This is a genomic window from Paraburkholderia guartelaensis, assembly GCF_004353905.1.
GTDB lineage: Bacteria > Pseudomonadota > Gammaproteobacteria > Burkholderiales > Burkholderiaceae > Paraburkholderia > Paraburkholderia guartelaensis.
In genome coordinates this window covers 74,236-91,629 of the sequence record NZ_SMOD01000017.1, presented here as the reverse complement: position 1 = coordinate 91,629, position 17,394 = coordinate 74,236, and the positions used below count along the sequence as shown (strand labels likewise).

The window sequence follows — 17,394 nt, the reverse complement described above, 5'->3', positions numbered from 1 at the left end:
GGCCTATGCACACGCATCTGCGTCGTTGTCCAAACCATTCTCGGCGGCGCCTGGCGGCGCGGACAATCGATATGTTTTCATGAGGTGCATGAGCTTCTTGCATGACCTGAGGAAAACCCGCCTATGCACGCCGAGGTGCGAGGGTTTACGCCGATCCATGACTGGAGGACATGCGTCGCATGAAATTATTTCGATTGTTCGTGTCCCGCCCTCGCGCAGAAAATGCATTCACCGAATGCTTTTAAGCAACTGACTGAATGCAACTGGAGCGAATCATGAACATGGAATATTTCCAGCCCCTGGGCGGCAACGCGATGCCGCGCTGCGGCGGGATCGCGACGATGATGCGACTGCCCAACGTGGAGAGCGCGGAAGGGCTCGATGCCTGCTTCGTTGGGGTGCCATTCGATCTGGGCACATCGAATCGCACCGGCGCGCGCTACGGGCCGCGCCAGGTTCGCACTGAATCGGTGTTGCTGCGCCCGTACAACATGGCGACGCGCGCCGCGCCGTTCGATTCGCTGCGTGTCGCGGATATCGGCGATGTCGCGATCAATCCGTACAACCTCCCCGATTCGATCGCACGGATCGAGACGGCCTACGACGCCATCCTGAGCCACGGCGCAAAGCCGATCACGCTAGGCGGCGACCATACGATCACGCTGCCGATCCTCCGTGCCATTCATCGCAAGCACGGCAAGGTCGGACTCATACACGTCGACGCGCACGCGGACGTCAACGACACGATGATGGGCGAGAAGATTGCGCACGGCACACCGTTTCGCCGCGCGGTCGAGGAAGGGCTGCTCGACTGCCAGCGTGTCGTGCAGATCGGTCTGCGCGGCACCGGCTACGCTGCCGAAGACTTCGACTGGTGTCGCGAACAGGGTTTTCGCGTGGTGCAGGCCGAGGAGTGCTGGAACCGCTCGCTCGAACCGCTGATGGCAGAGGTGCGCGAGCGCGTTGGCCGAGGGCCGGTGTATCTGAGTTTCGATATCGACGGCATCGACCCGGCTTACGCGCCCGGTACCGGCACGCCGGAGATCGCAGGACTGACGGTCCCGCAAGCCCTCGAAATCATTCGTGGCGCATGGGGGCTCGACCTCGTGGGTGCCGATGTGGTCGAAGTCGCGCCGCCTTACGATCCGTTCGGCACCACCGCCCTGCTTGCCGCCAATCTCGCTTATGAAGCGCTGTGCGTACTGCCGGGTGTGAAGCGCCGCGAGTGAGTTGGGATACCGCCAGGTTTGGCGGCGACCCCGCTCTGCGCCGTCAGCCTTTAGATATCGCGTTACCGTGCGACGCGGTCGGTGCGCGCCAGGTGATCCTCCAGCCTGCGCAGGCCCATTGTCAGCGCCAATGTCATCAGCCAGTATGCTGCGGCAATCGCGAGGTAAGGCTCCCAATAGCGGCCGTAGGCGCCGGCCACTGTGCGTGCAGCGTAGGCCATCTCACCGAGACCGATCGCCGAGATCAACGACGTGTCCTTGAGCAGCGAAATCACGTTGTTGCCCAGTGGGGGCAGCATGCGCCGGAAGGCCTGGGGGATCACCACATAACGCATCATCTGTCCGTGCGTCATGCCCAGCGACTGGCCCGCCTGCCTCTGGCCGATCGCAATCGACTGGATGCCCGCGCGAAACACCTCGGAGATATACGCGCTGGAATTCAGCGTCAGCGCCGCTACGCCGGAGATCAGCGCCCCGTGATTCTGCTTCAAGGTGCGAGCCAGATCGCCGCTGATCAACAGCCCGTGCACCGGATGGATGAACACCGGCATCACCGCGAAATGCATCAGCAGGATCTGCACGAACAACGGCGTGCCGCGAAAGAAACTCACATAAGCCGTAGAGGGCCAGCGCAGCAAGTATTTGCACGCCGTCCGCCACGGTTGATGCCTCGCGTCGGCAAGCCGCGCCAGCGCCAGCAACAGGCCCAGGGCGCAGCCCATCAGCACGCAGACCACCGTCGTGCCAACGGTGACCAGCGCCCCCTCCCAGAACAGTTGCCTGTACTCCACCAGGATGTCCGGGCGGAACCAGCCGAACCACATGACCGGATTGCTGTCTTCCATGCTCGCTTTCAATAAAAGGCTGAAGCGCGGGCGGGCCCGGCGCGCGCCGGTGCATCACGCCATTATTGCGGCTTGAAGTCCTGGTTGAACCACTTCTTGTAGATCACGTTGTAGCTGCCATCCGCACGGATCGCAGCCAACCCGGCGTTGATCTTGTCGAGCAGGGCCTTGTCGCCCTTTCGAACGACGATTCCGTAGTATTCCTTGGGGAAATTTGCATCTTCCACGGTCTTGAGGCCAGGCGTCTGCGATACGCGGTACGCAATGACACCGTTGTCGCCGATTGCCGCGTCTACACCACCCGAAGCGAGTTCGGAAATGATGAGCGGCGTGCTCTCGAAACGGCGGATATTCGGGTTGGTCTTGCCCACCTCACGGCTCATGACATCGTCAGCCGTGGACCCGCTCACCACAGAGACCTTCTTGCCATCGAGGTCCTTCAGCGACTTCACCGGACTGTTCTTCGGCACCGCGATCAACTGGCGCGCATCGAAATACGGCGCCGAGAAGTCGAAACTCTGCTTACGCTTATCGTTGATCGTGACGCCGGAGATGACCAGGTCCACGTCGCCATTGTTGAGCGACGCGAAGATGCTCGTGAACGGCGTGTTCACGATACGCAGTTTCATATGCTGCTGCCTGGCGATCGCGTCGATGATGTCGATGTCAAAACCTACGATCTGCTTGTCCTTGTTTTCAAATGCGAACGGTGTATAGGTGGCGCTCGATGCCACAACCAGTTCGCGGTCTTCCGCGTGTGCGGCGACAGACCAGATAGCACAGGCGGCCACCGAGGCGGCAAGGGTGAGGAGGATTTTTTTCACAGCGTCGTCGCCCCGAGACAAGAAAAGTTGGAAAAGTATATAGCAATCCACTAAAAAGCCTATCAGCCAAAATTCGTCTACATCCCGTTTGGATCGCGCGGCGCATTGCAACGGTAACGCGTCACGTTAAGCTGCCCTCGCGGCCATAGATGGACCGCCGTGCGTCATTAGCATTCGACAATCCATTCGTAGTGCCTCGCACATCTGCGTTCCTATAATTGCCCGGCGTGTCAGCTCATCCTTTCACCCCGGAGCCATCTTCATGATTCGACGCACCCTGCCCATTCTCGCCGCCCTCGCGCTCGTGCTGCCGTTTGCCAGCGGCCCCGCCTTCTCCGCCGGTGCGCCGACACCGCTCAAGGTGGGCGTGGCCGGCGGCGTAGATGAACAGATCTGGGAGGTCGTCACGCAGGTAGCGAAGAAGGACGGCCTGGACGTGGAGGCAATCGTCATCAGCGGCACCGCGAGCCCGAATGAGGCGCTGAACAACGGCGATCTGAACGCCAATTCCTTCCAGCACATTCCGTATCTGCGCGATCAGGTCAAGTCGCGCGACTACAAGATTGTGGCGGTCGGCGACACGTATATTTCGCCGATTGGCTTCTACTCGAAGAAGTACAAGTCGCTCGAATCGCTTCCTGTCGGCGCGACAATCAGCATTCCTGCAGACCCGAGCAACCAGACCCGAGCCCTCGTGATCCTGCGCGATCACAAGCTCATCACGTTGCGCGACGGCTTCGATCCCTACACCGGCACCGCTTCGCTGCAGGACGTGCGCTCTAACCCGCACAAGCTGAATTTTGTCGAGGCCGCGCCGCTCGTCCAGGCGCGTTCACTACCCGACGTCGACGCCGCGGCCATCGTCAATAACGTGGCGTCCGAGGCAGGACTTTACGCCACGCGGGATGGCATCGCAGTCGAGCAAAGGGAGCACAACCCGTACGTGAACATCATCGCGGTGCGCGAGCAGGACCGCAACGCGCCGTGGGTGCCGAAGCTCGTCAAGGCATATCAGTCAGAGGACGTGAGGCACTTTATCCAGACACACTTCAATGGTTCCGTGATTCCTGCTTTCTGACACTCTCAATCATTCGTATACCTACGCATGTTGCTACCGAGGTAAAAGGTGATGTCGCCAACCCTACTCGACCGCTACGCGCAGGCCCTGCTGCAGACCCTGCTCATGGTGGGTGCGTCCATGCTGATTGCGATCGTTGCTGGCATGCTGCTCGCGATCGTGCTCACGCTAACCGCACCACGTGGGCTTTATCCGCGGCCGTTACTGCACAAGACGCTCTCGACCGCCATTAACATGTTCCGCGCGATCCCTTTTATCATTCTGCTGGTCGCGCTGCTTCCCGTCACGCGCTTCATCGTCGGTACGACGCTGGGCGCGTGGGCTGCCGTCGTGCCGTTGAGCGCGAACCTGATTCCGTTCTTTGCGCGCATCGTCCAGGTCAATCTGGGCGGTGTGGAGCCAGGGCTCATCGAGGCCGCGCGCGCGATGGGCTGCAAACGCTCCCAGATCGTCCACCACGTACTGTTGCCCGAAGCGCTGCCCGGCATACTCGGCGGCGTCACGGTAACCGCAATCGCGATGATCGACATGTCGGCGATGGCTGGCGCAGTTGGTGGCGGCGGCCTTGGCGATATGGCGATTCGCTATGGCTATGAACGCTACGAAACCCAGGTGATGATCGTCGTGATCTTCATACTGGTCGCGCTCGTATCGGTGATTCAGCTGGTCGGCGAATATTTCGCGCGCCGGGTCGATCGCAAGCACTGACGACACACAGCCGCGCAGGAGGCCCTTCAAGTCACCGGTGGTGATATTTCGAATCCACTTCGTTGATCGCCGCGACGTTGCCTGCGCTTCGCCCGTTTTCGTCGAACGTGTTGTCCAGAAATGCGTCGGCAATGGCCTTGGCCACCTCAGGCCCGATCACACGTGAACCCATTGTGATGATCTGCGCATTATTCGAAAGCGCCGCGCGTTCCGCGGAGTAGGTGTCGTGGCACAACGCGGCGCGAATGCCCGGCACCTTGTTCGCCGAAATGCTGACGCCGATGCCGGTGCCGCACACGAGAATGGCCCGGTCATATGCGCCGCTGATCACGCCGGATGCCACACGGTCTGAGAGATTGGCGTAAAACTCGTTCGGATTCGATTCGTTGCTCGACACTTCGAAAACGTCGAAACGATCTTTCAGATAGTCGGCCAGCACCCGGGCCAATCCGACTCCGGCACTGTCGCCTCCAATGGCCACTTTCATGACGATCTCCTTGAGAATAAGGGTTGGCAAGCCCGCATCGAGGTCAAAGCACTGCCCCGACACGCTTCAAAATGTCCAGATATCCGCTCACATTCCAGGCCGAACGACCGATGAAGAGCCCATCGATATTCGGGCAGGCGGTGAGTTCCGCGCAGTTGTCGGGGTTGACCGAGCCGCCGTACAGGCACGGTATGCGGCGGCCTAGAATCGTCTGCGCGACCTGACTGATTTCCGCTTGTCGCGCGTCGGCGTATTCGGGGCTGGCGGGAACGCCGTGTTCGCCAATGGCCCACACCGGCTCGTACGCGAGCAGAATCGGCGCAGCGCGCTGCTGCGGGCTGAGTCTTGCCAGTGCGCCACGGACCTCGGCAGCCAGCACTTCCGCGGCGCGGCCGCTTTGCTTGTCGGCGAGCGTCTCGCCGATACAGATCAGCGGCGTCAGCCCGTGGCGCACGGCCGCCTCGACCTTCAGGCCAACGGTGTCGTCGGTCTCGCCGAAATGCTCGCGTCGTTCGGAATGGCCGAGTTCGACGAGGTCCATTCCGCAATCGACCAGCATCGGCGGCGCAATCTCGCCGGTCCAGGCGCCCTGCTCGGCCCAATGCATGTTTTGCGCGCCGACCTTGATGTCGGTCTCCGCAAGAATCGATTTGACTTCCCGAATCGCGGTGAAAGGCGGAATTACGAAGCACTGAATTCGTGGATCGTCGGGGCTGGCAAGCATGCGCTCGGCAAAAGCAATCGCTTCCGCGAGCGTCTTGTTCATCTTCCAGCTCGTACCGACCCAAAAGAGGGAATCAGTCATGGTTACCTTGTTGCGCATCTGCGCTTACGTTTAGCAGCGCATGTCGCGCCGGAACCGGCGGGAGTGACCCGAGCCGCCAGTCCGGCACATCGATCAATACGCCAGTCGACTCACTTCGATAGCACGAACGGCGCGGTGTACTTCGAGGCGTTCGCTTTGGTGATCAGCACGCAGTCGAACAGCTGCTTCTCGCTCGATGCGCCCGTCTTGCCGGTTTTCAGGTACTGGTCTGCTTCCTGCACCGCTTTGGCCGAGAACTCGGCGACCGGCTGCAGTACCGTGTACTGCAACTCGCCGGCCTTGACCGCGTCGACCGCTGCGGGCGAACCGTCGAAGCCGCCGACCTTCACGCTCTTGAGCTTGCCTGCCTGCTTGAGCGCGGCGATCGCGCCGAGCGCCATTTCGTCGTTGCCGCTGATGACGCCAATCACGTCCGGATGCGCCTGCAACAGGCTCTGCGTGGCGTTGAAACCTTGCGTGCGGTCCCAGTTGGCCACCTGAGAGCCCACCATCTTCAGATCCGGATACTGACTCAGCACCGATTTGTAGCCATTCGAGCGCGTCGCGGCGTTGTTGTCGGACGGCGCGCCGAGCAGTTCGACGTAGTTGCCTTTCGAGCCAACGTCCTTGACCCATTGCTGAGCACCCAGAGCGGCGCCTTGAGCGTTGTTCGACACCAGCTGCGCCTTCGCGAGGCCCGGCTGATTGATTTCCGCGTTGACGAGGAACACCGGAATCTTCGCGGCGATCGCCTTCTTCACCGCGCCAACGGAACCGCTGGCGTTGGCCGGGTCGAGAATGATCGCGACCGACTTGTTGGTGATGGCAGTGTCGATCTGCTGACTCTCGGTATTCGTGTCGCCCTTCGATGCGGATACGTTGGCGGTGTAGCCGAGCTTTTTGGCTTCGGCAGAAGCGATGTTGCCTTCGGCAAGCCAGTACGGGTTCGCAGGATCGTTGACGATGATGCTGATGAGTCCGCCGGCTGCATGAGCCTGTCCGGCGAACAAGGGCGCGGCCAGAACTAAGGCTGCAAGGATGGTGGTCTTTGTCTTGAAGGTCATGAGATGTCTCCTCCTCAGTTGATGATGGTGTAAAGCTTCAATTCACTTCTCGCTTGCCGGCCGTACTGCTCATGCCTTGCCGCCGCCTTGCGAAGAAGCCAGTTGTCCACCGGTCGGCGCGGGACGCTTGACGCGGCGGCGATATTGAATGGCGTTCAGCAACACCGCGAGGACGATGACCGCGCCGGTGAATACGGTTTGCCAGTAAGACGAGATGCCGATGATCACGAGACCGTCGGACAGAAAGCCGATCACGAATGCGCCGAGCAGCGTGCCGCGGATATTGCCGGTGCCGCCCATCAGCGACGCGCCTCCGATCACCACGGCCGCGATGGCCGTCAGCTCGTAGCTCGTGCCCGCCGTCGGACCGGCGGAGGTGAGCTGGGAGGACAGAATCAGCCCGGCGATCGCGGCGCAGATGCCCGAAAGCATGTACACGCTGATCTGCACGTGTTTTACCGGCACGCCGGAGAGTTCCGCCGCGCGGGCATTGCCGCCCGATGCGTAGAGCCAGCGGCCGAATGCCGAGCGATTGAGCACGAGGCTGCAGAGAACCGCGATCACCACCAGAATCAGCACGCCCACCGGCACGTTGAACAGCCGGTCGAAGCCAAGCCAGTCGAAACCGGTATTGCCAAGGTCTGCCTGTCCGCCCAGGTTGTTGTAGGTGAGACCGTTGGTCATCAGCAGCGCGAACCCGCGCACGACATACATGACGCCGAGCGTGGCGACGAAGGCCGGCACCCGGAAGCGCGCGATGAGAATCCCGTTGACGAGGCCAATGAGAGCGCCGAGCGCGCAGCACAGCACGACCACGACCCAGACCGGCGGATACACCACGACACCCAACATGTTCAGCGTCACGCCCTGCATGAAGAATCCCGCGACGACACCGGAGAGTCCGAGCGTGGAGCCAACCGAGAGGTCGATCCCCCCGTTGATGATCACGAGCAGCATGCCGATCGCAAGAATTCCGTAAATGGCCACGTGCGAGGCCATCGTCAGGAAATTTTCTAGTGCGAAATAATTGGGTGACAGAAAGGAAAAGATAATGACGATGGCGATCAGCGCGAAAAACGCACGTCCTTCGAGCAGGATCTTGCCGAAGTCAAGCCCTTCTCCGCCGAAGCGACTGGATCTCGGTGTTTTGGCGGCATGGTTCATGTTGAATGTCTCCTGGCATTGCTTCGATCAGACAACAACGGCTTCGCCCGAGGCGGCCATGATGTCGTCCTTGTTGGCATCCGGTCCGAATTCGGCGGATATCTTGCCGCGCCGCATCACGACGATGCGATGCGCGACGCTCAGACACTCCCCGACTTCCGAAGTCGAATAGACCACGGCCAAACCTTGCTTCGCGTTTTCCGCGAGCAGGCGAAACACCTCCGCTTTCGCGCCGATGTCGATACCGCGGCTGGGTTCGTCGAGCAGGATGACTTTCGGCCCGGTCGCCAGCATCTTGCCGATCACTACCTTTTGCTGATTGCCGCCCGAGAGCGAGCGGATCGATGCACCCGCTCCCGAGGTCTTGACGTGCACGTTGCGGATCGATTCGCCCACGAGTTCGCGCTCGGCGCCGGGCGACATCAAGAAGCCCTTCACGAAGGAGCGGATGCTCGCGAGCGACATGTTCGAGCCCACGCTCATGGTCGGCACGAGGCCATCGCGCTGCCGGTCCTCCGGCACCAGCACGAGGCCCTTCGCGATCCGCTCGGCGATGCTCAGCGACGCCATGTTCTCGCCCTCGAGCAGCACCTTGCCGCCCGTGACGGGAAGGTGCGTGCGGCCGGCCACCGCTTCGAGCAGTTCCGTGCGGCCAGCGCCCATCAATCCGTAGATGCAGACGATCTCGCCTGCGCGCACCTTGAGCGACAGATGATCGACCACCGAGGTGCCCGTGCCCGATTCATCGGCGACACTGATGTCGTCGATGTCGAGCGCGACGTCGCCGAACGCGTAGCCCGTCGGCGGCGACCCGAGATCGAAATTCTCGCCGACCATGTTGCGCACGATCCACCCGAGGTCGATGTCCTTCCTCTGCGCCGTTGCGGTGATCCTGCCGTCGCGCAGGACCACCGCGTAGTCCGTGACCTGCAATGCCTCTTCGAGATGGTGCGAGATGTACACGATCGAAACGCCGCGGCTCGTCAGATCGCGAATCACCTTGAAGAGCACCTCGACCTCGGAGGCGCTCAGCGCGGAAGTCGGCTCGTCCATGATGAGGATGCGCGAATCGACCGAGAGCGCACGCGCGATCTCGACCACCTGCTGCTGGCCGAGGCGCAGGTCGTGGACCAGCGTCAGCGGGTCGATCTCTTCTTCGAGGTCGACCATCAGCGCCTGCGTCTGGCGCGCCTCCTCGGTAAAGTCCACGCCGGTCGGCGTGCGCAACTCGCGGCCCATGAAGATGTTGTCGCGCACGCTCAGATTGGGCGCGAGGCTCAACTCCTGGTGAATGATCGAGATGCCGTGATCGCGCGCATCGCTCGACGAGGCAAAAGCGACGCGCTCGCCGTCGAGTTCGATCTCACCCGACGTGGGCTTTTCCACGCCGGAGAGAATCTTCATCAAAGTCGACTTGCCTGCGCCGTTCTCGCCGAACAACGTCGTGACCTTGCCGCGATGGATCTCGAAGTTCACGCCCTTCAGGGCATGCACCCCGCCGTATGACTTGACGATGTTGCGCGCGGACAGCAGGACGCCGTCCTTCGTTGCGGCAGGTGTCGTGATTGGGGTCGCGGTACTCATTTGACGTCCAGCTTCACAGGAGTAACGAGCCAGCCGTTCGGATTGATCAGCTGGAACACGCCGACGACCGAGACGGTCTTGCCAGTGAGTTTGGTCGTATCGATTTTCGACAGGACCTTCTTCTTCATTTCCGCATTGATCGCGTAGCCGGCGTTCTGATAGTCGATCTGGTTGGTGAACTGCCCGAAGCTGATGTCGCCGGTGGCGTCGCGCAGATCCGTGCCGTTGATCGCCGGCCCCGTTTGTACGCGCACGACAAGCGAATCAGGCAAGCCAGGCACCTTCACTTCGTACACGCCCGCATCTTCCTTGCCCGCTACGCCAGTGAACTTCACCGACATCTCGGGACCCACGCCGCCACCAGCCACGCCGTACTGCTTGCCCGCCGCGTCCTGATCTTTGGCGATGGCAGCCGCCAGCGTCGCGGCATCGACCGCACGCTTTTCGATGGCTGCCTGGGTTTTCGGGAATTGCTTCTTGCCGTAGGCAGCCGGCTCGAATTCCTGGGTCTGCGAGTCCGCGCTGGAGCCGATCTTCACGACCTTCGTGCTCATCGCCATCGCAACCAGCAGAATCACCAGCAACACCACTTCGATCACGAGGCGAGCCTTGTGCCCAGAATGACCTTTCGTCGATGGAGCAATGGCGCTCATTGGCTCACCTCCCTTGCGTCGGAACGACGGCTTTGCCGGCCGTCTGCCCAATTAATCTGTGCCATGTCTCCTCCAGTTTTCTACGATCACATTGACCACCATCGCGGCCGACGCCGCACCCGGATCCATGTGTCCGATGCTACGTTCACCGAGACGCGACGACCGCCCCTTGGTCGCGACCATCGCGATCGTCGACTCGGCGCCCGCCGTTGCCGCCTCGCCTGCGCGCGTCATGATCTCGCGCACCGGCAAGCCCTCCTCCATGCCTTGTTCGATTGCCGCCGCCGCGGGCGTCCAGACATCGGCCATGGTCTTTTCGCCGACTTCGGCCCGTCCGCGCGAGTGGATGCCTTCGGCCATCGCAACGATCAGGCCCGGCGCCTCGCTCAGCGGTAGTGCCTGGCGTGCACCGGCAACCTTCGCCGCGCGCATGAACGCCGTGGCATAGAGCGGTCCCGAGGAAGCGCCAACCGCGTTCAGGAAACCCTTGGCCGCCGCGTTCAACTGATCCGCGAGGGTGGCTTCCGCCGGTAGCACCTCAATCGCTTTCGAGGCGGCGCTAAAGCCCTGCTCCATCGCGATACCGTGATCCGCATCGCCGATCTCGCCATCCAGGCGGCAAAGCTCGTCGCGCGCCTTTGCGATGGCGTCCGCGAGTTCGCGGAAGAGGCGTGCCATATCGGCGGTCGTGAGCGTGGGCGTCATGCTGCCCTCTGCTGAAACATCGCGCATTCGCACGGGTGATCGATGAGACGCTGAAGTTCATCGTCCAGATGCATCACCGTGATCGACGCGCCCGCCATCTCGAGCGACGTGCAAAGCGGCCCAACCAGCGTGCGATGCACCACGAGCCCCGCTTCTTTCAGCCGCTGCGCAACGCGGCGGTTGAGGATGTACAGCTCCATGAGCGGCGTGGAGCCGAGCGAGTTCACGAGCACGGCAACGCGATCGCCCTTTGCGGCGTCCATCTCGGCGAGGATCGCATCCATGATTTCGTCGGTGATGGCGTCGGCCGTGCGCAGCGCCTCGCGGCGCATGCCCGGCTCGCCGTGAATGCCCATGCCGATTTCCATTTCACCGGGCGCGATCTCGAAGTTCGGACGGCGCGTTTGCGGCAGCGAGCACGGCGCGAGCGCCACTCCCAGCGTGTAGGTGCGCGCGTTGGCATGACGCGCCACGCGCGCCACCTCGTCGAGCGGCATCATCAGATCGGCTGCGGCGCCCGCTGCCTTGAAGATGAACACGTTGCCCGCCACGCCGCGGCGCGTTTCGCGCTTCTCGCGCGGCGCGGAGGCGATGTCGTCGGTCGTCAGCACCGTGCGCGCGTCGACGCCCTCGAGTTCGAGCATCTCGGTGGCCATGTCGAAATTCATCACGTCGCCGGCATAGTTGCCGTACATGAACAGCACGCCCGCGCCGCCATGCGCGGCGAGCGCGGCATCCACGGCCGGTTGCGGCGGCGGCGAAGCGAAGACGTTGCCGATCACCGCTGCATCGGCCAGCCCCTTGCCGACGAAACCCAGAAACGTCGGCTCATGGCCCGACCCGCCGCCGATGACGAGCGCCACCTTGCCGGTGCGCGGCCCGTTGCGCGCGACGATCGCGCGCGGCGCACTGTCGTTGCGCGTGAGCAGGTCGCCGTGGGCGGCCATGATGCCTTCCAGCATCTCGTCGACGGCGGCGTCGCCGTCGTTGATCAGTTTCTGTGTCTTCGTGCCGTGCATCGTCGGATCTCCTCAGATATTCAGATCGGCAACGCCGGAATCGAAATGCGGAGCCCAGAACGCCACGGATTCGGCGATCTGCTCGACGACTTGCCGGTCGGTCGGCTCGCGCTCCTTGAACGACAGCTCGAGGCAAATCTCGTTGTCGCGTCCGCCGCCTTCGTGCAGCGCCTTGATCAGCGGCTCGGGCTGAATGCGGCCACGCGCGTTGAACTCGGCGGTGAACGGACGATGACCGCCCTTGTCCATCAGCGACTGCTTGATGTGAATGATCGGCGACACCCGCGGCACGGCGCGCGCCCACGCATAGGGGTCGAAGTCGTCGGGATTGGGACTGGTGACGTCGCCGTGGTCGATATCGGCCATCATCCACATGGGAATCGCCATGTTTGCCGCGCTCAGCTTGTCCTGCAGTGCCATGCACGCGGCGATGGTCTCGCCGAACTCGCGGCCGATCGACATGGGTTCCCAGAACACGTATTTCAGACCCGCCGCCTTCGCATGCTCGGCGACTTCGGCCCAGCAATCGATCGCGGTTTGAATCAACGCATCGCGGCGTGCCCGGTCGTCGAAGTCCTTGTAGGTGAAGATGGCGAACTGCGTACCGATCGAATCGCCGCCCAGGTCGGCGGTGATATCCGCGAAGGTCTTGAACCAGTCGACGTAGTAGCGGCGTACATCGGCATCCGGATGACCGAAGTGGTTCAGCCGCCCGTAGGGCCCCGTCATGCCGGACGTGATGCGCACGCCGGTTCGCGTCATCGCCGCGCGCATCTCGCGCGTCAGCCTGCGTGTCGTTGCTGCCGGCCACGACGGATTGATGAACTCGTGAGTCAACTGCACGTCACGGATCTTCATGTCGTGCGCAATGGCATCGATCAGGTCGGCCGGCTCGGCAAAGCGGTTCACCAGCGGATTCGTGTTCAGTGCAAGCGTGAATACCATGTTCGTCTCGTGTCGTATGGGTTGCGGCGCGGCCTCGGCTCGCTTACGCGGATTTCCTGACGAGCCCGTCGAGCCAGACTCCGAAGGCGGCCTTTTGCGCGGCGCTCATGTGCAAACCGTGCTTGGTACGCCGCGTGAGCATGTCGTCGGCCGACTCAGCCCATTCGTTAGCCATCAAATAACGCGCCTCCGCCTCATAGAAGCTCGGCCCGAATTGCTGGCCCAAACCGGCAAGCGAGGTCGCGCCGTTGATCACCCGGGCCGTCAGCGTGCCGTGCGTCTGCGCGTAATAGCGCAACAGGTCGCGCGGCAGCCATTCGTACTGCGCCTGCAGTTTCGCCATGAAACGCGGCACGTCGGCGCCGTCGATGTCGCCACCCGGCAGCGTCGCGGCTGCGGTCCAGTCGGCGCCCATCTTCGGGAAGGTGGGCTGCAGCTTTTGCAGCGCGTGCTCGGCGAGCTTGCGGAAGGTGGTGATCTTGCCGCCGAAGACGTTCAGGAGCGGCGCGCCGCCGGTCACGTCGAGGTCGAACACGTAATCGCGCGTGACCGCCGATGGATTGCCCTTGCCGTCGTCGTAGAGCGGGCGCACGCCCGAGAACGTCTCCACGATGTCCTGCCTGCGCAACGGATGCTTGAAATAGCGGTTCACCGCCGAGAGCAGATAGTCGATCTCGTCGTTCGTGATCGCCACCGTTTCCGGGGCGCCGTCCCAGGCGACGTCGGTCGTCCCGATGAGCGCCTTGTCGCCTTCGTACGCGTTGATGAAAATCACGCGCTTGTCGTGGTTCTGCACGAGGTAGGAATGCGGACCTTCCCAGAACTTCGGCGTGACGAGATGGCTGCCCTTGACGAGCCGCACCTTGCGCGTCGACTGAGCGCCCGCGCGCCCGATCACTTCGGACACCCAGGGTCCGGCTGCGTTGACCAGCGCCCGTGCGCTCACCACCCGCGTCGAACCGTTGCGCGCGTCGCGCAGCTCCACGCGCCACGCTCCGCCTTCGCGCCGCGCCGAAACAAACGCGGTGCGTGTGAGCACTTCGGCGCCGCGCCGGGCGGCGTCCACGGCGTTGAGCACCACGAGGCGCGCGTCGTCGACCCAGCAGTCGGAATATTCAAAGCCTTTGCGGTACTCGTCCTTGATCGGCGCGCCTTCGGGATTGCGCCACAGATCGAGCGAGCGCGTGCCCGGCAGCTTCTTGCGGCCGCCAAGATGGTCGTACAGGAAGAGGCCCGTGCGCACGAGCCAGGCGGGACGATCGCCGGGACTATGCGGCAACACGAAACGCAGCGGCCAGATGATGTGCGGCGCGGCGTTGAGCAGCACTTCGCGCTCGATCAGCGCCTCGCGCACGAGCCGGAATTCGTAGTACTCCAGATAACGCAGCCCGCCATGAACCAGCTTGCCGGAACGCGACGACGTGCCCTGCGCAAGATCGTCCTTCTCGCACAGAATCACCGACAGCCCGCGGCCCGCCGCATCGCGCGCGATACCCGCGCCGTTGATGCCGCCGCCGATGACACACAGGTCCACCATGTCCTTCTCGCTCATCTCACGTTCCATGTTCGACGTTAGTTGAGGCTTGCGGAAACTGCCTCCGGCCGATGCCGGGATTTCAGCAATCGGGCCGTTTCCGCCCACGTCGGCACAAGCGCTTCGCGTGCCTTGCGATACGCAGGAAAAAGTTGTGCGTACAACTGCATCAATTCCGGATCGGGCGACTCCGGTTGTCCAAGCAGCGGCGTCACCCATTCGGCGATGCACGCATTCATATCCGGGTACACGCCGAGCGCGACCGCAGCCATCATGGCTGCACCGGCCGCCCCGGCTTCCTCGCGTGTGGAGATCCGCGTGGGTGCGCCGACCACGGCGCCGAGCACGCCGCGCAAAGCGCGCGAACGCGTCGCGCCACCGGTCAGGCGCAGCTCGTCCGGCATTGGAATGCCCATCGAGGTGTAGCAGTCGCGTGCGGCCATCCCGAGCCCTTCGACCACGGCGCGGAACAGGTCCGGATAGCGGCTCTCGCTCGTCAGTCCGATGAAGTCCGCACGCGCGTTGGGCTCGACAAACGGCCCGCGTTCACCCGCATCCGAGATATAGGGGTGGTAGAGCAGCGAGCCCGGCCGCCCCTCCTGCAGCCAGCCGTCGATGTATTTGATCCGGTCGCTGTGCGAAAGGCTCATGCCGAACTGCGTAAGCAGATCGCACGCGAGATTGAGCACCCAGTCGACGTTCAGCGTTGCCGCCATGTTCGACTGCACCTGTGCCGACATGCCCGGCAACGGCAGCGCGATCACATAGCCCGTGCCTTCCGCATTCAGATGCACGTTTTCGTTGCGCATGGCACGCATGTGCATGCCCGTCGAGCCGACGATCGAGCAACTCGCGCCCGCCGCGCCTTCGGTGTGAATGCCCGCGCCCAGCGCGGTCAGCACGATATCGACGAAGCCGAGACACACCGGCGTGCCGGCCAGCAGGCCCGTTTCGGCCGCCGCCTGCGCAGAGAGCGGATGCGTGAGTTCGGTCCCGTCGATGATCTCGGGCAGCAGGCCACGCCGCGCACTCAGGCCGAGTGCGTCGATGACCGCGTCGTCGTAGCGGCGCGTGCGGAAGTTGCCGTAGGTGAAGCTCGCCTCCGACGGATCGGTCGCGCGCACGCCGGTGAGATTCAGATACAGCCAGTCCTTGCAATGCAGCGCGACTTCGGCGCGCGCCAGCACGTCCGGCATCGTCGCGGCCATATGGGCGATCTGCGCGCCCTGGCTGCATGCGGCGAGCCCTGTGCCGGTCGCTTCGAAGCGCGCCCGACTCGCGGGGCCTTCCTGCAAGGCGCGCACCGTGTTCGCGGCACGCGCGTCGAGCCACAGCCAGGCGTCGCTTGCGGGCTGGTTGCCCGCACCGACGAGCCACGTGCCGTCGCCCTGGCCCGTGACCGCCAACGCCTGCGTGCGTTGCGCGAGGCGCTCGACCTTCGCGCCGAGATCGCGCAAGGTCTGCGCGCAATCGGCCCAGGTTTGCGCTAGCGACTGCGTCGCTGCGCCATCTGCGCTGGTCGTATAGCGGTTCGGCAGCGAGGCCACGGCAATCTGGCGTCCCGACAAATCGAAGGCCACGGCCTTGATGACGGAGGTGCCGGCGTCGATGCCGACGATGAGATCTCGCGCGGCGTTGCCCTTGACCTTGCCCATGACGCTATTCATCACGGCGCTTCCGTCGCGACTGGGTCGCCATTCAGCGCGAGCGCCGTGGCCTCGTCGGTGATCAGGCCGCTAAGGAGTCCGCTCTTCAGGACGGCGCGGATGGCCGCGATCTTCGACGTGCCTCCGGCAATGGCCACGATGCGCCGGCTCGTCAGATCGGCCAACGGAGGAGCCACCGTGCGCGCCGCCAGCGACGTTTCGACGGATTCGCCCGCATCGCTGAAAAAATGGCCGAGCAGTTCGCCCTTGCCGCCCTTGCTGCGCACTTCCTCGATTTCCGCCGGCTCGATCATCTGCGACGCGACGAGCTGCGCGTCCGCGTCTACCGATCCGATGCCGACGACCATCAAATCCGCATGCGCCGCGAGGTCGAACACTTCGCGCACGCCACGCTGCGAGAGCAACACCTCGCGATCCTCAGCGGTATTGGCGAAAAACGGCAGCGGCAGCACGTACGACACCGCGCCCGTCTGGTCGGCGAGCTTGTGGATGACGTCGTACGGATTCGCGGTGTACTTGCGCGTCACGCCGCCGAGCAACGATACGAAGCGCACCGTGCCCGCGTCCATGCGCGGAATGTTCGCCACGACGGCGGCGAGCGTGCGCCCGTGTCCGATACCGATGACACCGTCCTGGCGCGCCGCGATCTCGCGTTGCAGGAAGTACGCCCCCGCGACGCCCAGTGCACGCAGCGGCAGATCGCCTTCGTGCAGATCCGGCACCACTTCGCAATAGCTCAGACCATAGCGCTGGGCCAGTTCGGCTTCGAGCACGACGCACTCGGCGACATCGCCGTCGATCGTGAACTTGATCGCGCCGCTTTGATTGGCGCGCGTGATCAGCCGATGCGCCTTGACGCTGCTCACGCCGAGTCGGGACGCGACATCGGCCTGAGTCTGCCCGGCTGCGTAGTGCAGCCAGGCCGCGCGTATCGCAAGACTGTCCTCGGCGTCACGCTTTCCGGCGATTTTCGTCATGTTGTCTCCATCCACACACGAAAAGTGATATTTTTTTCGTGCGTTGAAATTTATTTCAGTTACTTCAAGGTAAGCATTCCTTTCTTCGGCTGCCATCCGCGATAAC

At 63.1% G+C, this 17,394-nt stretch carries 17 protein-coding genes; 3 read left to right on the top strand and 14 right to left on the bottom strand.

Annotation, left to right across the window (positions count from 1 at the left end):
* Positions 1 to 275 precede the first annotated feature (275 nt).
* A complete protein-coding gene (speB, locus tag E1N52_RS22475; protein ID WP_133184930.1) occupies positions 276 to 1,229 on the top strand; it encodes an agmatinase in 954 nt (317 codons plus the stop codon).
* A gap of 62 nt (positions 1,230 to 1,291) precedes the next feature.
* On the opposite strand, the gene E1N52_RS22470 is transcribed toward speB, so the two are convergent.
* Positions 1,292 to 2,074 carry an amino acid ABC transporter permease gene (locus tag E1N52_RS22470; protein ID WP_133184929.1) on the bottom strand — a complete coding sequence of 261 codons (783 nt, stop codon included), beginning with the start codon at positions 2,072 to 2,074 and terminating at the stop codon, positions 1,292 to 1,294.
* A gap of 62 nt (positions 2,075 to 2,136) precedes the next feature.
* A complete protein-coding gene (locus E1N52_RS22465) occupies positions 2,137 to 2,889 on the bottom strand; it encodes a basic amino acid ABC transporter substrate-binding protein (protein WP_133184993.1) in 753 nt (250 codons plus the stop codon).
* 271 nt (positions 2,890 to 3,160) lie between these two features.
* Between E1N52_RS22465 and E1N52_RS22460 the strand changes: the two genes are divergently transcribed.
* Together E1N52_RS22460 and E1N52_RS22455 are read left to right on the top strand one after the other, a co-directional pair.
* Complete coding sequence (locus E1N52_RS22460) at positions 3,161 to 3,976, top strand: MetQ/NlpA family ABC transporter substrate-binding protein (RefSeq protein WP_133184928.1); 816 nt, start codon at positions 3,161 to 3,163, stop codon at positions 3,974 to 3,976.
* A gap of 51 nt (positions 3,977 to 4,027) precedes the next feature.
* Positions 4,028 to 4,684, top strand: coding sequence for a methionine ABC transporter permease (locus E1N52_RS22455; RefSeq protein ID WP_133184927.1), 657 nt, complete (start codon positions 4,028 to 4,030; stop codon positions 4,682 to 4,684).
* A gap of 31 nt (positions 4,685 to 4,715) precedes the next feature.
* On the opposite strand, the gene derI is transcribed toward E1N52_RS22455, so the two are convergent.
* The 12 genes from derI to E1N52_RS22395 all read right to left on the bottom strand — a co-directional run bounded on the left by derI (position 4,716) and on the right by E1N52_RS22395 (position 17,288).
* Positions 4,716 to 5,171: a D-erythrulose-4-phosphate isomerase gene (gene derI, locus E1N52_RS22450; protein WP_028207061.1), complete on the bottom strand. Its 456-nt coding sequence runs from the start codon at positions 5,169 to 5,171 to the stop codon at positions 4,716 to 4,718.
* A gap of 43 nt (positions 5,172 to 5,214) precedes the next feature.
* A complete protein-coding gene (locus E1N52_RS22445; RefSeq protein WP_133184992.1) occupies positions 5,215 to 5,976 on the bottom strand; it encodes a triose-phosphate isomerase in 762 nt (253 codons plus the stop codon).
* A 110-nt stretch (positions 5,977 to 6,086) separates the two neighbouring features.
* Complete coding sequence (locus tag E1N52_RS22440) at positions 6,087 to 7,040, bottom strand: D-ribose ABC transporter substrate-binding protein (protein ID WP_133184926.1); 954 nt, start codon at positions 7,038 to 7,040, stop codon at positions 6,087 to 6,089.
* 69 nt (positions 7,041 to 7,109) lie between these two features.
* The gene (locus tag E1N52_RS22435; protein WP_133184925.1) at positions 7,110 to 8,204 is read right to left on the bottom strand and encodes an ABC transporter permease; all 1,095 of its coding nucleotides are present in this window, start codon (positions 8,202 to 8,204) and stop codon (positions 7,110 to 7,112) included.
* A gap of 27 nt (positions 8,205 to 8,231) precedes the next feature.
* Positions 8,232 to 9,788, bottom strand: a complete 1,557-nt coding sequence (locus E1N52_RS22430) for a sugar ABC transporter ATP-binding protein (protein WP_133184924.1) — start codon at positions 9,786 to 9,788, stop codon at positions 8,232 to 8,234.
* Positions 9,785 to 10,441 carry a DUF2291 family protein gene (locus E1N52_RS22425; RefSeq protein ID WP_133184923.1) on the bottom strand — a complete coding sequence of 219 codons (657 nt, stop codon included), beginning with the start codon at positions 10,439 to 10,441 and terminating at the stop codon, positions 9,785 to 9,787. The genes E1N52_RS22430 and E1N52_RS22425 overlap by 4 nt, the downstream gene beginning before the upstream one ends.
* A gap of 51 nt (positions 10,442 to 10,492) precedes the next feature.
* Entirely contained in the window at positions 10,493 to 11,146 is a 654-nt protein-coding gene (dhaL, locus tag E1N52_RS22420) for a dihydroxyacetone kinase subunit DhaL (protein WP_133184922.1), read from the bottom strand.
* Positions 11,143 to 12,165, bottom strand: a complete 1,023-nt coding sequence (locus tag E1N52_RS22415) for a dihydroxyacetone kinase subunit DhaK (RefSeq protein WP_133184921.1) — start codon at positions 12,163 to 12,165, stop codon at positions 11,143 to 11,145. The genes dhaL and E1N52_RS22415 overlap by 4 nt, the downstream gene beginning before the upstream one ends.
* 12 nt (positions 12,166 to 12,177) lie before the next feature.
* Positions 12,178 to 13,110 carry a sugar phosphate isomerase/epimerase family protein gene (locus tag E1N52_RS22410; protein ID WP_133184920.1) on the bottom strand — a complete coding sequence of 311 codons (933 nt, stop codon included), beginning with the start codon at positions 13,108 to 13,110 and terminating at the stop codon, positions 12,178 to 12,180.
* A 43-nt stretch (positions 13,111 to 13,153) separates the two neighbouring features.
* Positions 13,154 to 14,662, bottom strand: a complete 1,509-nt coding sequence (locus E1N52_RS22405; RefSeq protein WP_133184919.1) for a glycerol-3-phosphate dehydrogenase — start codon at positions 14,660 to 14,662, stop codon at positions 13,154 to 13,156.
* A gap of 20 nt (positions 14,663 to 14,682) precedes the next feature.
* The gene (locus tag E1N52_RS22400; protein WP_205965652.1) at positions 14,683 to 16,311 is read right to left on the bottom strand and encodes an FGGY-family carbohydrate kinase; all 1,629 of its coding nucleotides are present in this window, start codon (positions 16,309 to 16,311) and stop codon (positions 14,683 to 14,685) included.
* The gene (locus E1N52_RS22395; RefSeq protein ID WP_133184918.1) at positions 16,311 to 17,288 is read right to left on the bottom strand and encodes a sugar-binding transcriptional regulator; all 978 of its coding nucleotides are present in this window, start codon (positions 17,286 to 17,288) and stop codon (positions 16,311 to 16,313) included. The genes E1N52_RS22400 and E1N52_RS22395 overlap by 1 nt, the downstream gene beginning before the upstream one ends.
* Positions 17,289 to 17,394 lie beyond the last annotated feature (106 nt).

Excerpts from the sequence above, each read along its gene's own strand:
- dhaL (WP_133184922.1), bottom strand. The coding sequence starts at position 11,146 with ATGACGCCCACGCTCACGACCGCCGATATGGCACGCCTCTTCCGCGAA.
- E1N52_RS22460 (WP_133184928.1), top strand. The coding sequence starts at position 3,161 with ATGATTCGACGCACCCTGCCCATTCTCGCCGCCCTCGCGCTCGTGCTG.
- E1N52_RS22425 (WP_133184923.1), bottom strand. The coding sequence starts at position 10,441 with ATGAGCGCCATTGCTCCATCGACGAAAGGTCATTCTGGGCACAAGGCT.
- E1N52_RS22470 (WP_133184929.1), bottom strand. The coding sequence starts at position 2,074 with ATGGAAGACAGCAATCCGGTCATGTGGTTCGGCTGGTTCCGCCCGGAC.
- E1N52_RS22455 (WP_133184927.1), top strand. The coding sequence starts at position 4,028 with ATGTCGCCAACCCTACTCGACCGCTACGCGCAGGCCCTGCTGCAGACC.
- E1N52_RS22395 (WP_133184918.1), bottom strand. The coding sequence starts at position 17,288 with ATGACGAAAATCGCCGGAAAGCGTGACGCCGAGGACAGTCTTGCGATA.
- E1N52_RS22405 (WP_133184919.1), bottom strand. The coding sequence starts at position 14,662 with ATGAGCGAGAAGGACATGGTGGACCTGTGTGTCATCGGCGGCGGCATC.
- E1N52_RS22415 (WP_133184921.1), bottom strand. The coding sequence starts at position 12,165 with ATGCACGGCACGAAGACACAGAAACTGATCAACGACGGCGACGCCGCC.
- E1N52_RS22430 (WP_133184924.1), bottom strand. The coding sequence starts at position 9,788 with ATGAGTACCGCGACCCCAATCACGACACCTGCCGCAACGAAGGACGGC.
- E1N52_RS22435 (WP_133184925.1), bottom strand. The coding sequence starts at position 8,204 with ATGAACCATGCCGCCAAAACACCGAGATCCAGTCGCTTCGGCGGAGAA.
- E1N52_RS22445 (WP_133184992.1), bottom strand. The coding sequence starts at position 5,976 with ATGACTGATTCCCTCTTTTGGGTCGGTACGAGCTGGAAGATGAACAAG.
- E1N52_RS22400 (WP_205965652.1), bottom strand. The coding sequence starts at position 16,311 with ATGAATAGCGTCATGGGCAAGGTCAAGGGCAACGCCGCGCGAGATCTC.
- derI (WP_028207061.1), bottom strand. The coding sequence starts at position 5,171 with ATGAAAGTGGCCATTGGAGGCGACAGTGCCGGAGTCGGATTGGCCCGG.
- E1N52_RS22410 (WP_133184920.1), bottom strand. The coding sequence starts at position 13,110 with ATGGTATTCACGCTTGCACTGAACACGAATCCGCTGGTGAACCGCTTT.
- speB (WP_133184930.1), top strand. The coding sequence starts at position 276 with ATGAACATGGAATATTTCCAGCCCCTGGGCGGCAACGCGATGCCGCGC.
- E1N52_RS22440 (WP_133184926.1), bottom strand. The coding sequence starts at position 7,040 with ATGACCTTCAAGACAAAGACCACCATCCTTGCAGCCTTAGTTCTGGCC.